This is a genomic window from Aeromicrobium erythreum (assembly GCF_001509405.1).
Lineage (GTDB): Bacteria > Actinomycetota > Actinomycetes > Propionibacteriales > Nocardioidaceae > Aeromicrobium > Aeromicrobium erythreum.
This window is the reverse complement of sequence record NZ_CP011502.1, coordinates 918,018-933,565: the sequence shown is the minus strand read 5'-3', so window position 1 is coordinate 933,565 and position 15,548 is coordinate 918,018. Positions and strand designations below refer to the sequence as shown.

Here is a 15,548-nt window from a genome sequence, read left to right as displayed (position 1 = left end):
GCGGGGTGGAGGCGCTGCTGGAGCTGGTGCGGACCCGTCAGCCGGCGTGCGGGCGCGTGCGGGTGGTCGCCGTCGACGGGCCCAGCGGGGCCGGCAAGTCCTCGCTCGCCGACGCGCTCGCCGACCGCACCGACGCCGTGGTCGTGCGCACCGACGAGTTCGTGCCCGGATGGACGGGGCTGGCGCAGATGCCGCCGGCGCTCGCGGACGGTCTGCTCGCGCCGCTCGCCCGCGACGAGACCGCCTGGCCACCGCGGTGGAGCTGGGTGCGGGACACCTGGGTGCGTGCCCTGCCCGTGGAGCCCGTGCCCCTGCTCGTGCTCGACGGGTGCGGCAGCGGGTCGAGGGTGCTGCGCCCGTTCCTCAGCGTGCTCGTCTGGGTCGAGGCCGACGTCGCGACACGTCAGCGGCGCGCGTTGTCGCGCGACGGCGACACCTACGCGCCGTGGTGGGACGTCTGGGCCGCCCAGGAGCGCCGACTCTTCGCCGCCGAGGGAACCCGCGCCGCCGCCGACCTGGTGGTCCGCACCGACGACCCGGCGGCGAGGTCGCTCAGCTGAACCAGCCGCCCACGGCGGCCGGCAGCTTCGCGGCGAGCTGCTCGAGGTCGGTGGCCATGTCGGTCACGGCCATCTTGGGCCCGAGGTGCCCGCAGCGTGAGCGCGTACGCCTGGTTCATCGCGGTCGGTAGTGGATGTGGTCGAGGCGGGTGTGGTGAATCTCGACGAACTGGATGGTGCGGTCTCGGCGGGTCCAGGCGCGGGTGAATGCGGTCTCGGCGGGCAGGGTGCGGGTGGGCAGGTGCCAGTGGGCGTTGCCGTCCTGGTCGTGGCTGACGGTGAGTGCTCCTCGGGTCTTGAGTCCGTGGTGGGGTGGGCAGCGGTGGTGCAGGTTCGCGGCTTCGGTGGGTCCACGCTGCTGGCCGGGTGGCGGGTCGAGGTCGTAGGGGATCTGGTGGTCGGCGTCGCAGGCGATGGCGGGTCGGGTGCAACCCGGGACGTCGCACGTGCCGTCGATCAGGTTGAGTGCCCTGCGGAGGGGTTGGGTGGGGAAGCGGCCGAGCTCGGTGACGTCGAGGATGCCGCCGTTCTCGTCGGTCAACAACCGCGAGAACAGGGTTCCCTCTTGACTGGCGAGCTCGGCGAGCAGGGCGGGGTCGAGGACGTGCTGCCCGTCGGCGGAGACGCCCGGCTCGCTCGAGACCCCCAGCAGGGTGGCCAGGGAGACAGTGACGCCGACGTGGAACCGACCGCGGCCCGAGGCGCTGACCGGCGCGTGGTCAGCGGTGTCGGTCTCGTCCTTGTGCAGGAGGGTGTCGACGAGGGCGTCGGCGCGGGCCTGCGCCAACGTCCGGTCATCGTCGAGGGTCTGGGTACGGGAGGCTTTCGCGGCCAGGGTCAGGTCACGCTCGATCAGGAGGGCGTCAGCCGTGGGGATGAGGGCCTGCAGCAGGCTCATCCCGTCATCCAGGGCGGTGATGGTGACGGTGCGGTCCTGCTGGGCGGCCTTGCGGCGTTCGATCGCGTGGTCGGGCTCGACCCGGACCAGGAAGCGGCGCAGCCACCCCTTCAACTGACCCAACGTGTGGCTGGCGGCGTAGGCGAGGACGGTCTCGTCCAACCGGGCGAGGTTCTGCGGTGCATGCAGCTTCCAGGCGGTCGAGGCGATCTCGCGGGCCTTGGCCCGGTCGACCTCACCCCGCACGTGAGCGGCCCACACGACGGGCAGGTCCATCACCAGGGTGCGGGTGGCCGAGACCAGGTTCGCGACGAACCCCTGCGCGACGTGGAGCTCGACGGCGACCTCCAGGATCGCGACCTGACGGGCGTCCTCGACCTGACGCGCCGACAGACCCTGGGCGAGGGCGTCGGCGCGGCGGGTCTCCACGAACCGCAGCACCGCCCGAGCCTGCTCCGCCTCACCAGCCCACACCCGCGCCGACGCGACTGCCGCGTCTGCGAGGAGGGTGTCGGTGGGGTTCATGTCTCCAACCTAGAGACCCCCTCCGACACCCCCCTCCAGCCCGGAAGACCACTGTGGATACGGGGATTTCGGCTGATTTGCGCTGGGCCGTTGCCGGGTGGTCTCGATACGCACCGACGAGCTCCTTCGGCCCCCGCAAGCGGGAGGTGCCCCCAGCCGGTCGGACTACTCGACCAGCGCAACCCTCCGCTGGTCGAGTAGTCGGTCCCGGCGAGGAACGAGCCTGGGGCCGACGTATCGAGACCACTCCAAGCCGTCGCTGGAAACTGGCCCGCGCTGGGCCGTTGCCGGGTGGTCTCGATACGCACCGACGAGCTCGCTGGCGCTCGCCGTCGCCGCTACTCGACCAGCGGAACGCGTCGCTGGTCGAGTAGCGCGGAGCCGCGAGGCACGAGCGTGCTCCGGGCGTATCGAGACCACCCCAAACCATCGCTGGGGGCCGACCCGCGCTGAGCCGTCGCCGAGTGGTCTCGATACGCACCGACGAGCTCGCTGGCGCTCGCCGTCGCCGCTACTCGACCAGCGGAACCCTCCGCTGGTCGAGTAGTCGACGCCGCTGGGGGCACCTCCCGCTTGCGGGGGCCGAAGGAGCTGGCGGAGGTCGAGACCACTCGAAGCGGTCGCTGGGGGCCGGCTCGCGCTGACCTGTTGCCGGATGGTCTCGATACGCAGGGACCTCGCAAGCTCGTCCCTGCTACTCGACCAGCGGAACGTTTCGCTGGTCGAAAGGGACGACGCCGCGACGGGGCGGGTGGAGACGTGATTCGGCCCCGAGAGCGGACGACGAGACTCGAACTCGCAACATTCTGCTTGGAAGGCAGAGACTCTAACCAATTGAGCTACGTCCGCTCTCGGGGCCGAAGCGGGTCCATGATGCCACACCGCGTCGACCCGGGGCCGGGGCGGGGCTCGGTCAGTCCTGGCGTGCGACGAGCAGGACGGCGCGGTCGTCGTCCTTCGCGCGGACCCGGCCGAGGATCCGACCCGCAGCACCCTCGACGCCTGCGCGGAGGGCACGCGTCGCCGCCGTGCGCAGCCACGCGACGCCCTCCTCGACACCCTGGTCGCGCGACTCGACGACGCCGTCGGTGTAGAAGAGCAGCGTCTCGCCCGGCTCCAGGCGTCCGTGCGTCTGGGTGAAGAGCGGGTGACGCATGATGCCGAGGGCCGTGCCGCGCGCCTCGTCGATCGCCCACTCCCCCGTCGACGGGCGCCAGTGCAGGACGGGCGGGTGACCGGCGCTGATGATCCCGTAGGAGCCGGTGCGCAGGTCGATCGAGACGTGCACCGCCGTCGCGAAGCCCTCCTCCCACTGCTGCCGCAGCAGGAAGTCGTTGGCGGCCGCGAACAGGGCCTGCGGCGGCAGGGCGCCGATCAGTCCGCCCAGTGCACCCGCGAGCTGCAGCGACTGCGTGCCCGCCGCGACGCCCTTGCCGCAGACGTCGACGAGGATCATCTCGAGCTCGACCTCGTCGGCCGACAGGTTCGCGACCATGAAGTCGCCGGAGAAGTGCACACCACCGGCGGTGAGCATGGCCGACTCCGAGTACCACCCGCTCGGCAGCGGGGGCACCTTGCCCTGCGCGTGGAGCCGGTCGCGCAGGTCGACGAGCATGGCCTCGCCCAGCGGTCCGGGGAGTCCGCTGCGCCGACGCCGCGCCTCCCAGAGCTGGATCGCGGCGACCGTCGCCATCATGACGAGGGAGCTGACCCGGCTGACCGTGATCCCCTCGCGCACGTACTCCAGCGAGACGGTGATCGTCACCAGCACGACGATGACGCCGACGAGCACCAGCAACGGCTGGAACCGCAGGGTGATGCTGCCGATCAGCAGCGGGATGACGAACGTGAGCGCCGGGAACACCGCGTAGTTGGTGATCGACAGCGCGAAGATCCCGAGGCAGGCGACCAGCAGCACGGCGAGGACGGCGACCTGTCCCTCGCGGGTGCCCGTCTGCCAGCGGACGACGCGGTCGTCCACGTACCGGCTCAGGCGCATCCGCGCATGGCTCACACGTGACCTCACCGGCCGAGCGTACCCGCGCGCTGGCACGTCGGGCACCAGAACAGGTTGCGGGCCGCGAGCTCCTGCTTGCGGACCGTGTCGCCGCAGACGTAGCAGGCGCGACCGTCACGTCGGTACACGTAGACCTCCCCGCCGTGGTCGTCGCGACGCGGCGCGCGACCCATGACGTCGGGACCGTGCTCGACGTGCACGGTGTCGATGCGACCCTTGCGCACGCCCTCGCGCATCAGGGCGATCAGGTCGGCCCACATCGCGTCCCAGAACGGCTCGGGCAGCTCCCGGCCCGGCAGGAACGGGTCGATGCCGCCACGGAACAACACCTCCGCCCGGTACACGTTGCCGATCCCCGCGACCACCGACTGGTCCATGAGCAGGGTGGCGATCGGTGCCCGCGAGCGGTGGATGCGCGCCCACGCGCGGCCCGGGTCGGCGTCGTCGCGCAGGGGGTCGGGCCCGAGCCGCGACAGCAGCGTGTCGATCTCGTCGGGCAGCAGCAGCGTGCAGGCCGTCGGCCCCCTCAGGTCGCCCGTCCGCGTGGGCCACTCCGCCGGTCCGACGAGCCGCCAGCGCACCTGTCCGGTGACCTCGGGGACCTCGCCCTCCGGGTGCTTGCGGACGCGGAACTTGCCGAAGAGCCCGAGGTGCACGTGCACCTGCTCGGCCAGGCCGTCGAACCGGACCAGCAGGTGCTTGCCCCACGCGTCGGCCGAGACGAGCGTCAGCCCGTCGATGCGTGCGGCACCCTCCTCGAAGCGACCCTGCGGGCTGCTGGAGGTGACCCGGTCGCCGGCGAACGCGTCGTCGACGCGCTGGGCGAGCCGGTGGATGGTGTGACCCTCAGGCACCGTGGGGCCCTGCAGGTCGAGAGGTCGGGAGGGACCCGTGGGTCACCCGAAGCCGCCGGTGGTCTCGTACGTGCCGAGCAGGTCGATCCGACGCTGGTGACGCTCCGCGCCGCTGAACGGCGTCGTCAGGAAGGTCTCGATGATCTCCACGGCCTCCTCGAACGTGTGCATGCGACCGCCCACGGACACCACCTGCGAGTCGTTGTGCTCACGGGCGAGCCGCGCCGTCTCGACGCTCCACGCGAGCGCGGCGCGGATGCCGCGCACCTTGTTCGCGGCCATCTGCTCGCCGTTGCCGGAGCCGCCGATGACGACGCCCAGCGACCCGGGCTCGTCGGCGACGGCCTGCGCGGCCGCCACGCAGAACGGCGGGTAGTCGTCCTCCGCGTCGTACTCGTAGGCGCCGTGGTCGACGGGCTCGTACCCGTGGTCGGTCAGCCAGGCGGCGAGACGGTCCTTCAGCTCGAGTCCGGCATGGTCGGTTCCCAGGTGCACGCGCATGCCGTCAGTGTCCCAGAACCGGGGCCGGGGTCGTCGTCCGCCCGTCAGGGCGTGCGGGACGACGCGCGGGCGGCGTCGAGCCACGCGCCGACGGCGGCGACCGTGCTCCGCGCCGCGTCGAAGACCTCCGGCTGGCGCCAGAACGAGTGGATCATGCCGAGAGCGCGGACGGCCATCACGGGAACGCCGGCGTCGGCGAGCGCCGCCGCGTACGCCTCGCCCTGGTCGCGCAGCACGTCGTGCTCGCACGTGACCACGACGGCCGGCGGGTGGTCGGCGAGGTTCGTCGCCCGGGCCACGCTGACGTCGGGCCGGTCGGCGACGTCGTCGGCCGCGTAGGCGTCCCACATCCACGTCATCGACGCGAGGTCGAGCGCGGCGTTCTCGAGGGCCGGGTCGAGCGGGGCGCGACGGTCGGTGACCGGGTACAGCAGCACCTGGTGGTCGAGCAGGCGCGGGTCGCGCACGCACAGCCCCGCCACGAGGTTGGCGCCAGCGGAGTCGCCGATGCCGGCGACCCAGGCGGTGTCGACGTCGAGCGAGTCGCCGTGCGCGCGCAGCCACCGCGCCGCCCGCTCCACGTCGTCGAGCGGCGCCGGGTAGGGATGCTCCGGGGCGAGCCGGTAGTCGACGGCCAGCAGGGCCCACCCCGTCGTGTCGGCCAGGTACCGGCAGAACGAGTCGTGCGTCTCGAGGTCGTGGAGCACCCACCCGCCACCGTGCACGTACAGCGCCACCGGTGCGCCCGCCGCCGGCCGGTACAGACGACACGGCACGCCGTCGGCGTCGACGTCGGCCACGTGGTCGACCTCGGTCCGCACCGGCTCCGCCAGCGCCGCCTCGCGCGACACCGACCGCATCGTGCGGACCAGCTCCACGTCGAGCGGCGTGTCGTCGGTGCCGAGCGCGTCGAGGTAGGCGCGGGCCTGCGGGTGCAGCGTCATGGCGTCATCGTAGGTGGGGTGGGGGCCCGCCCAGAGCGGCCGTCGGGGCTACGCCCCTGGACCTGCGTGGGCTTGGACGCCCACCAGGTCTCGATACAGCGGGACCGGCTTCGCCGGTGGACTACTCGTCCGTCGCGGCTACGCCCTGGACCTGCGGGGGTCTGGACACCCACCAGGTCTCGATACAGCGAGACCGGCTTCGCCGGTGCACCACTCGACCTGACTGAACCGTTCGCTCGCTGCGCTCGCTCAGGTTCAGTCAAAAATCGGGTCGCGGTCGCGGGTGCGCTTCAGCTCGTAGAAGCCGTCGTATCCCGCGAGCAGCCGCGCGCCGTCGAACACGCGACCGGCGTCCTCACCCTTCGGAGCCGGCGACAGCACCGGACCGAAGAACGCCGTGCCACCGACCGAGATGACCGGCGTGCCGACCTCCTGGCCCACCCGCTCGATGCCGTCCTGGTGCGAGGCGCGCACCGCGTCGTCCAACGACGTGTCGTCGGCCGCGGCGGCCAGCTCCGTCGGCAGACCGATCTGCTCCAGCACCTCAACGTAGAGGTCGTGGGTGAAGTCGCGACCGCCGGGGTGACGCGCCGTGCCGATGGCCGTGTAGAACTCGCGCAGCTTCTCCTGCCCGTGCTGCTGCTCGATCGCGATGGCCAGGCGCACCGGCCCCCACCCGCGCTGGATCATCTCCTTGTACTCCTCGGGGACGTCCTTGTCCTCGTTGAGCACCGAGAGGCTCATGACGTGGAAGACGGTGTGCACGTCGCGCACCTGCTCCACCTCGAGCATCCAGCGGGACGTCATCCAGGCCCAGGGGCACAGCGGATCGAACCAGAAGTCGACGGTCTCGACGGTCTGCGACTCAGTCATGCACGCCTCAACCACGGGCGACGCGGCACCATTCCCCGCGACCTCCGGCTCACCGATCTCACAGTCGTCCCCACCGCAGCGTGCGGACGGTGTTACCCCGACCTGACACGAGAAGCGCACGACGCGAAACACGCCGTCCCTAACGTCGGCGACGACCACGGGCCGACCAGCGGCCCGCGCAGGAACCGAGCGAGGCAGTCCATGACGATCGAGATCGACACCCCGCGTCCCACCGCGACGGCGCCCGACGCCGACGCGACCGCCCCGCCCCGACGGCGCACCGGCCGCTGGATCGACCACTGGGACCCCGAGGACACCGCGTTCTGGGAGTCGACCGGCAAGCGCGTCGCCCGCCGCAACCTGGCGTGGTCGATCTTCGCCGAGCACCTCGGGTTCTCCGTCTGGCTGCTGTGGAGCGTCACCGCCACCTTCCTCGCCTCGGCCGGCTTCGCGTTCACGCCCCAGCAGCTGTTCTGGCTCGTCGCGGCACCGAACCTCGTCGGCTCGCTCATCCGGCTCCCCTACACGTTCGCCGTGCCCCGCTTCGGCGCACGCAACTGGACCGTGGTCAGCGCGGCGCTGCTCCTCGTGCCGACCGCGCTCTTCGCGTTCTTCGTGCAGCGACCGGACACCCCCTACTGGGTGTTCATCGTCATCGCGGCCACGGCGGGCGTCGGCGGCGGCAACTTCGCGTCGTCGATGGCGAGCATCAACTTCTTCTACCCGGCGAGCCGCAAGGGCACGGCGCTCGGCCTCAACGCCGCCGGCGGCAACCTGGGCGTCTCGCTCGTGCAGCTGTTCCTGCCGGTGATCGTCGGAGGCGCCGGGCTCTTCGGCCTGGTGGCGGCGAGCGGCTCGATCCACCTCGAGCGCGCCGCCTACGTGTGGGGCGGCCTGGCCCTGGTCGCTGCGGCGGGCGCCTTCTTCTTCATGAACAACCTCGCGGTCGCCTCGTCGCGGCCGCGCGAGCAGCTGCGCGTCGTCCGCTACCGGCACACCTGGATCATGGCGTTCCTCTACATCGGCACGTTCGGCTCGTTCATCGGCTTCTCCGCCGCCATGCCGCTGCTCATCAAGATCAACTTCTTCAACCAGCCCACGCCCGACGTGGTCGGCATCGGCATCAACGTCGCGTCCTTCGCGTTCCTCGGGGCGCTGGTCGGCTCGATCACGCGGCCCTTCGGCGGCTGGCTCGCCGACCGCTTCGGCGGTGCGCGCGTGACGGTCGCGTCGTTCGCCCTCATGACGATCGGCACGCTCGCCGTGCTGGTGACGCTGACCCGGCTGACGCCCGTCCCGAAGGTCGACCCGACGACCGTCGACCCCGCGACGTTCACCTACCCCGACGCCGTCCGCAGCGCCGTCGAGTCGAACGAGCAGGTCTTCTGGTTCTTCCTCGCCGCCTTCCTGTTCGTCTTCGCCGCGTCGGGCATGGGCAACGGCTCGACGTACCGCATGATCCCGATCATCTGGAAGGTGCGCGCCGAGGCGGCCGGCCCCGAGGGGTCGCCCGAGCGGGGCGCGGCGCTCGTCCAGGCCACCCGTGAGGCGTCGGCCGTGCTCGGCATCGTCGGTGCCATCGGCGCGATCGGCGGGTTCCTCATCCCCATGACGTTCGGCGCCCCGTGGATCGACGACCCGGTCGCCGCGGTGCGCAGCGCGTTCGCCGTGTTCGCCGGGTTCTACGTGGTGTGCCTGCTGGTCACCTGGGCGGTGTACCTGCGGCCCGGGTCGGCGATGTCCCGCGCCCGGGTCTGAGGTGCCCGTGCCCCACGACCAGGTCGCGCAGGGCCCGACGACCGACTCCCACTGCCCCTACTGCGCGCTGCAGTGCGCGCAGCGGCTCGGCGGCCACCCGGTGGCCGCCGAGCCGCGGGACTTCCCCACGAACCGCGGGGGGCTCTGCCAGAAGGGGTGGACGTCGGCCGACCTGCTGCGCGCCCCCGACCGGCTCACCCAGCCGCTGCGTCGCACCGCCGACGGGCTCGTCCCGACCACGTGGGACGACGCACTCGACGACATCGCGGCACGCGTGCGGGCGCTGCGAGCCGATCACGGACCCGACGCGGTGGCGGTGTTCGGCGGTGGCGGGCTCACCAACGAGAAGGCGTACCAGCTCGGCAAGTTCGCTCGGCTCGCGCTGCGCACCCGCCTCGTCGACTACAACGGGCGGTTCTGCATGGCGTCGGCCGCGGCGGCCGCCAACCGCAGCCTCGGCGTCGACCGGGGTCTGCCGTTCCCGCTCACCGACCTCGACGACGCCGACGCGGTGCTGCTGCTGGGCAGCAACCTGGCCGACACGATGCCGCCGTCGGTGCAGCACCTCGCAGGACCACGCGCGCGGGGCGGCCTCGTCGTCGTCGACCCTCGGCGCTCGGCCACGGCACGGCTCTGCGACGACGGCGCAGGCACGCACCTGCAGCCCCTGCCGGGCACCGACCTCGTCCTGCTGCTCGGCCTCCTGCACGTGGTGCTGGGCGAGGGGCTCGCCGACGTCACCTACCTGGACGAGCGCGTCGACGGCGTCGAGGACGTGCGCCGCTCGGTCGCGGCCTGGTGGCCCGAGCGGGTCGAGACGGTGACGGGCGTGCCGGCGGGCCAGCTGCGCAGCGTGGCGCACCGGCTCGCCGACGCGTCGCCGCACCGCGGCGGCCGGGGCGCGTACGTGCTCACCGGCCGTGGCGCCGAGCAGCACGTCGACGGCACCGACACGGTCAGCGCGGCGATCTCCCTCGCCCTCGCGCTCGGCCTGCCGGGCGCGCACCGCGGCGGGTACGGCGCGCTCACCGGCCAGGGCAACGGCCAAGGCGGACGCGAGCACGGGCAGAAAGCGGACCAGCTCCCGGGGTACCGCTCGATCGAGGACCCCGCCGACCGCGCGCACGTCGCCGCCGTGTGGGGCGTCGACCCTGAGCTCCTCCCCCGGTCCGGGGTCCCCGCGGTGCAGCTGCTCTCGTCGCTCGGCACCGAGAGCGGGCCCCGCGGTCTGTTCGTGCACGGCAGCAACGTCGTGGTCAGCGCGCCGCGCGCGGGCGGCGTGCGCGACCGGCTCGCGTCGCTCGACCTGCTGGTGGTCTGCGACGTCGTCCCGTCGGAGACCGCCCTGCTCGCCGACTACGTCCTCCCCGTCACGCAGTGGGCCGAGGAGGAGGGCACGATGACCAGCCTCGAGGGTCGGGTGCTGCGCCGCCGTCGCCACGTCGACCCGCCGGCGCACGTGCGCGACGAGCTGTGGATCTGGTCCGAGCTGGCCCGGCGCCTGGACGCCCCCGGCACGTGGTCCACCGACGCGTCGTTGGTCTTCGACGAGCTCGCGCGGGCGAGCGCGGGCGGACGTGCCGACTACGCAGGACTCAGCCACGCCCGGCTCGACACGGGCGAGGCGCTGCACTGGCCGTGCCCCGACCCGGACCACCCGGGCACCCCGCGGCTGTTCACCAACCGCTTCGCGACGCCGTCGGGCCGGGCCCGGATGGTGCCGGTGCGACCGGTCGGACCCGACGACGACGTCCACGCCGAGGCGCCACTGCACCTCGTGACCGGCCGGCTCCTCGCGCACTACCAGTCGGGGGCCCAGACCCGTCGCGTCCCGGCCCTCTGCGACGCCGCCGGCGGACCGCACGTCGAGCTGCACCCGAGCCTCGCCGCGCGGCTCGGCCTCGACGGGGCCGAGCTCGTGCGCGTCACGTCGGCCCGCGGCTCGATGGTCGCGCCCGCCCGCATCACCCGCGACGTGCGGCCCGACACCGTGTTCGTCCCGTTCCACTTCGCCGGGGACAGCCTGGTCAACGCGCTCACGAACGACGCGACCGACCCCGTGTCCGGCATGCCCGAGTTCAAGGTGTGCGCGGTCCGCGTCGAGCGGGTCGCCGACGACGCCGGGCCGTCCGCCGCCCGCGTGCTGCAGGAGGTCGAGTCGTGAGGATCGTCGTCGTGGGGGCCGGGATGGTCGGCCACCGGTTCGTCGAGGAGGCGCTGCGGCTCGACCCCGCGGCCGACGTGGTGCTGCTCGGCGAGGAGTCCTACGAGCCCTACAACCGCGTCCTGCTGTCGGAGCTGGTCGCCGGTCGCACCGACCTCGCGTCGCTCACGCTGCCCGAGGCGTCCGGCGCGCGGGTCCGGCGCGGCGTGCGGGCGGTCGAGCTCGACGTCGCCGCCCGTCGGGTCCTGCTCGACGACGGGTCGGACGAGCCGTGGGACCACCTCGTGCTGGCGCTGGGGGCGCGGGCGCGCGTGCTGCCGCTCGCCGGGCTGGACGCCGGCGGCGGCCGGCTCGTCGGTGGGGCGCACGTGCTGCGGACGGTCGACGACGCGCGCGGCGTCGTCGCGGGCGCGCTCAACGCGCGTCGGGCGTGCGTGGTCGGGGCGGGCGCGATCGGCGTCGAGGTCGCGTGCGGGCTGCGTCGGCGCGGCCTGGACGTGACCGTCCTCGCCTCCCGCGACGGCGTGCTCGACCGCGACCTCGACCCGCGCGTGTCGGCCGTAGCGACCCGCACCCTGCGCGACCTCGACGTCGCGGTCGTGCCGCAGGCCGGCGTGCGGGCGGTCGACGTCGCGCAGGGCCACGTCGACGCGGTGGTCCTCGGCGACGGGACCCGCGTGCCGACCGACCTCCTCGTGCTCGCGACCGGGTCGGTCCCGCGCACCGAGCTGGCCGTCGAGGCCGGTCTGACCGTGCGCCACGGGATCGTCGTCGACGCCGACCTGCGCACCAGCGACCCGAGCGTCAGCGCGATCGGCGACTGCGCCGAGACGCCGGACGGCGTGAGCGGCCTGGTCGCCCCGGGGTGGGCGCAGGCCGACGCGCTCGCCGCGCGACTCGTGCGCGACCGACCCGTCCCGGCGCTGCCGGTCCAGGGCGCGACCCTACGGCTCAAGGCCGTCGGGCTCGACGTGGTCACGGCGGGAACGCGCGCGTCGACGGCGCACGAGGACGACCGGGTGCTGGCCCTCGACGACGCGGGCGCCCGGCGCTACGTCGAGGTCGTCGTCCGGCAGGGCACGCTCGTCGGGATGACGTGCGTCGGCTCGCCGGAGCTGGCCGCGCGGCTCGCCGTGCAGCTCGACCGTCCGGGCATCGTCCCGCCCGACCCGCTCCAGCTCCTCGTCGGCGCACCCGAGGACCAGCCGGGCTCGCCCACGACCATGCCGTCGAGCACGACCGTGTGCCGCTGCAACGGGGTCACGAAGGCCGACGTCGTCGCCGCCTGGGACGGCGGCTGCTGCACGGTCGACGACGTGGTCGCGAGCACGCGCGCGACCACGGGATGCGGCGGCTGCCGCACCCTCGTGTGCGGCCTCGTCGACTGGCTACAGGAGGTCGACCCGGCCGTCCCGGCGACCTCACAGCAGGCGGCTGCGGTGCGTGAGCGAGGTGTTGCAGCCCGGTAACCGGCGGCGTCGGGACCCGACACACGGGCTGCCTAGCGTCGTCGACATGGAACGCAGCACCCTGGTCGTGGCCGGAGCCGGCATGGTCGCCCGTCGTCTCGTCGAAGCCCTCGTGGAGCGCGACGCGACCTCGCGGTGGGACGTGGAGGTCTACGGCGAGGAGGTGCACGCCCCGTACGACCGGGTGGCGCTGACCAGCTACTTCGACCTCTCCGGACCCGAGGAGCTGCTGCTCGGCGACGCGTCGTTGTGGGACACCCCCGGGGTCACGCTGCACACGGGCACGGCGGTCGAGTCGGTCGACGCGTCGGCGCGCACGGTCGTCGTCGGCGGGCAGGAGCGGCGCTACGACGCGCTCGTCCTGGCCACCGGCTCGTACGCGGCCGTGCCGCCGGTGGAGGGCGCCGACCTGCGCGGCTGCTTCGTCTACCGGACGGTCGACGACCTCGACGCCCTGCGCACCTGGGTGTCCGAGCGCGAGGCCGCGCTGGGCCGCCCCGTCCGCGGCGCGGTCGTCGGCGGCGGGCTCCTGGGCCTGGAGGCCGCCGGCGCCCTCACCGCGCTCGGCACCGAGACCACCGTGGTCGAGTTCGCCGACCGGCTCATGCCGGTCCAGGTCGACGCAGGCGGCGGCGAGGCGCTGCGCCGGCTGGTCGAGGGCCTCGGCGTGGCGGTCCGGACGTCGACCGCGACGTCGCGCGTGGTCGCCGACGACGCCGGCCGGGTGGAGCGGATGGAGTTCGCGTCCGGCGACCCGCTCGACGTCGACGTCGTCGTGTTCGCCACGGGTGTCCGTCCGCGCGACGAGCTCGCCCGCGGCGCCGGGCTGGCGGTGCACCCGCGCGGCGGGGTGCTCGCCGACGAGGGGTGCCGCACGAGCGACCCCGCCGTCTACGCCGTCGGCGAGGTCGCCTGCGTGTCCGACCGGGTCTGGGGGCTGGTCGGGCCGGGCTACACGATGGCGGAGGTGGTGGCCGACCGTCTGCTCGGCGGCGAGGCCACGTTCGCCGACGCCGACCTGTCGACGAAGCTCAAGCTGCTCGGGGTCGACGTCGCCAGCTTCGGCGACGCCTTCGGGACGACGCCCGACAGCCTCGAGGTCGTCTACGCCGACCCCGTGCAGGGCCTGTACAAGAAGCTCGTCCTCAGCGACGACGCCTCGACCCTCCTGGGCGGCGTGCTCGTCGGCGACGCGTCCGCGTACGGCAGCCTGCGTCCGCTCGTCGGCCACCCGCTCGGCGGCGACCCGTCCGCCTGGCTGCTGCCGGAGTCGGCGGAGGGCCCGACGACGGGCGCCCTGCCCGACGCGGCGACCGTCTGCTCGTGCAACAACGTCACCGCCGGCACGGTGCGCTGCGCCGTGACCGACCAGGGCTGCACCGACGTGGCCGGCGTGAAGGCGTGCACGAAGGCCGGCACGAGCTGCGGCTCGTGCGTGCCGATGGTCAAGCAGCTGCTCCACGCCCAGCTCGCCGAGGCGGGCATCGAGGTCGGGAACGACTTGTGCGAGCACTTCTCGCTGAGCCGCGCCCAGCTCTTCGACGTCGTGCGCGTCAGCGGCATCCGCACGTTCAGCGAGCTGCTCACGACCCACGGGCGCGGGCGCGGCTGCGACGTGTGCCGCCCGGTGGCCGCGTCGATCCTCGCGTCGCTGTACCAGGAGCACGTGCTCGACGGCGAGCGCGCGGCCCTGCAGGACACCAACGACCACGTCATGGCCAACATGCAGAAGGACGGCACGTACTCGGTCGTGCCGCGCATCCCCGGCGGCGAGGTGACGCCCGAGGGGCTCATCGTCATCGGCGAGGTCGCCAAGGACTTCGGGCTCTACACGAAGATCACCGGCGGCCAGCGCATCGACCTGTTCGGCGCGCGCATCGAGCAGCTGCCCGCCATCTGGTCGCGGCTCGTCGACGCCGGGTTCGAGTCGGGCCACGCGTACGGCAAGTCGCTGCGCACCGTGAAGTCGTGCGTCGGGTCGACGTGGTGCCGCTTCGGCGTGCAGGACTCGGTGGGCCTGGCCATCGCGCTCGAGCTGCGCTACCGCGGCCTGCGCTCGCCGCACAAGATCAAGCTCGGCGTCTCCGGCTGCGCCCGCGAGTGCGCCGAGGCGCGCGGCAAGGACGTCGGCGTCATCGCCACCGACCACGGTTGGAACATGTACGTCGGCGGCAACGGCGGGTTCACGCCGCGGCACGCCCAGCTGTTCGCCGAGGACCTGACGACCGAGCAGCTCGTCCGCGCGATCGACCGGTTCCTCATGTACTACGTGCGCACCGCCGACCGGCTGCAGCGCACGGCACCGTGGGTGGAGTCGGTCGAGGGCGGCATCGACGCGATCCGCGCCGTCGTGCTCGACGACTCGCTCGGCATCGCCGCCGACCTCGACGCCGCGATGGACGCGCACGTGGGCGGCTACCGCGACGAGTGGGCGGCCACCCTCGAGGACCCCGAGAAGCTGCGCAAGTTCGCGTCGTTCGTCAACGCCCCCGACGTCGCCGACCCCGACCTCGCCTACGTGCCCGAGCGTGGCCAGAAGCGCCCCGCCACGGCCGAGGAGCGTGGCGTCGTGATCGGTGGACCCACCCTGCCCGTCCGCACCGCCGGAGGACCCCTGTGACCACGTTCCTCGACGCGCCCCACGCGTCCCCGACGCTCGTGCCCGTGTGCCGGCTCGACGACCTGCACCCCGACCGCGGCGCCGCCGCGCTCGTCGACGGCCGGCAGGTGGCGCTGTTCCGGCTCGCCGACACCGGCGAGGTCCGCGCGGTGTCCCACCGCGACCCGTTCACCGGGGCGAACGTCATCGCGCGTGGCCTGGTGGGCTCGCGCGGCGACGTCGCGATCGTCGTCTCGCCGCTGCACAAGCAGGCCTTCGACCTGCGCACCGGACGCTGCCTCGACGACCCCGACGTGGCCCTCGACACCTACACCGTCGACGTCGTCGACGGTGTGGTGCACGTCGGCGTCCCGCAGACTGGGTGA

Annotated in this window: 12 protein-coding genes and 1 tRNA gene; 6 read left to right on the top strand and 7 right to left on the bottom strand. The window is 73.3% G+C overall.

What is annotated here, in order from left to right; all coding sequences use genetic code 11:
• Positions 1-5 precede the first annotated feature (5 nt).
• The gene (locus tag Aeryth_RS04465) at positions 6-560 is read left to right on the top strand and encodes a nucleoside/nucleotide kinase family protein (RefSeq protein WP_067855188.1); all 555 of its coding nucleotides are present in this window, start codon (positions 6-8) and stop codon (positions 558-560) included.
• Between the two features lie 115 nt (positions 561-675).
• On the opposite strand, the gene Aeryth_RS04460 is transcribed toward Aeryth_RS04465, so the two are convergent.
• The 7 genes from Aeryth_RS04460 to Aeryth_RS04430 form a co-directional block, all read right to left on the bottom strand.
• Positions 676-1,983: an HNH endonuclease signature motif containing protein gene (locus Aeryth_RS04460; RefSeq protein WP_067855185.1), complete on the bottom strand. Its 1,308-nt coding sequence runs from the start codon at positions 1,981-1,983 to the stop codon at positions 676-678.
• 775 nt (positions 1,984-2,758) lie between these two features.
• Positions 2,759-2,832: transfer RNA gene (locus Aeryth_RS04455), tRNA-Gly, on the bottom strand.
• Positions 2,833-2,896: 64 nt separating this feature from the next.
• Positions 2,897-4,009, bottom strand: a complete 1,113-nt coding sequence (locus Aeryth_RS04450) for a PP2C family protein-serine/threonine phosphatase (protein WP_144433660.1) — start codon at positions 4,007-4,009, stop codon at positions 2,897-2,899.
• Positions 4,006-4,854, bottom strand: a complete 849-nt coding sequence (locus Aeryth_RS04445) for an Fpg/Nei family DNA glycosylase (RefSeq protein WP_067855179.1) — start codon at positions 4,852-4,854, stop codon at positions 4,006-4,008. The genes Aeryth_RS04450 and Aeryth_RS04445 overlap by 4 nt, the downstream gene beginning before the upstream one ends.
• A 42-nt stretch (positions 4,855-4,896) precedes the next feature.
• Positions 4,897-5,355 carry a ribose-5-phosphate isomerase gene (locus tag Aeryth_RS04440; protein ID WP_067855176.1) on the bottom strand — a complete coding sequence of 153 codons (459 nt, stop codon included), beginning with the start codon at positions 5,353-5,355 and terminating at the stop codon, positions 4,897-4,899.
• Positions 5,356-5,399: 44 nt separating this feature from the next.
• Positions 5,400-6,299: an alpha/beta hydrolase gene (locus tag Aeryth_RS04435; protein ID WP_067855173.1), complete on the bottom strand. Its 900-nt coding sequence runs from the start codon at positions 6,297-6,299 to the stop codon at positions 5,400-5,402.
• A 255-nt stretch (positions 6,300-6,554) separates the two neighbouring features.
• Positions 6,555-7,172 carry a mycothiol-dependent nitroreductase Rv2466c family protein gene (locus tag Aeryth_RS04430; RefSeq protein WP_067855170.1) on the bottom strand — a complete coding sequence of 206 codons (618 nt, stop codon included), beginning with the start codon at positions 7,170-7,172 and terminating at the stop codon, positions 6,555-6,557.
• A gap of 201 nt (positions 7,173-7,373) precedes the next feature.
• Between Aeryth_RS04430 and Aeryth_RS04425 the strand changes: the two genes are divergently transcribed.
• From Aeryth_RS04425 to nirD, 5 genes are read left to right on the top strand one after another with little or no spacing between them, the layout of a single operon-like run.
• A complete protein-coding gene (locus Aeryth_RS04425) occupies positions 7,374-8,930 on the top strand; it encodes an MFS transporter (protein ID WP_083516251.1) in 1,557 nt (518 codons plus the stop codon).
• Between the two features lie 7 nt (positions 8,931-8,937).
• Positions 8,938-11,094 carry a molybdopterin oxidoreductase family protein gene (locus Aeryth_RS04420; RefSeq protein WP_067861337.1) on the top strand — a complete coding sequence of 719 codons (2,157 nt, stop codon included), beginning with the start codon at positions 8,938-8,940 and terminating at the stop codon, positions 11,092-11,094.
• Positions 11,091-12,563: an FAD-dependent oxidoreductase gene (locus tag Aeryth_RS04415; RefSeq protein ID WP_067855167.1), complete on the top strand. Its 1,473-nt coding sequence runs from the start codon at positions 11,091-11,093 to the stop codon at positions 12,561-12,563. Before Aeryth_RS04420 ends, Aeryth_RS04415 begins: the two co-directional genes overlap by 4 nt.
• 46 nt (positions 12,564-12,609) lie before the next feature.
• Positions 12,610-15,183 carry a nitrite reductase large subunit NirB gene (gene nirB / locus Aeryth_RS04410; protein ID WP_067855164.1) on the top strand — a complete coding sequence of 858 codons (2,574 nt, stop codon included), beginning with the start codon at positions 12,610-12,612 and terminating at the stop codon, positions 15,181-15,183.
• Complete coding sequence (nirD, locus tag Aeryth_RS04405; protein ID WP_067855161.1) at positions 15,180-15,548, top strand: nitrite reductase small subunit NirD; 369 nt, start codon at positions 15,180-15,182, stop codon at positions 15,546-15,548. The genes nirB and nirD overlap by 4 nt, the downstream gene beginning before the upstream one ends.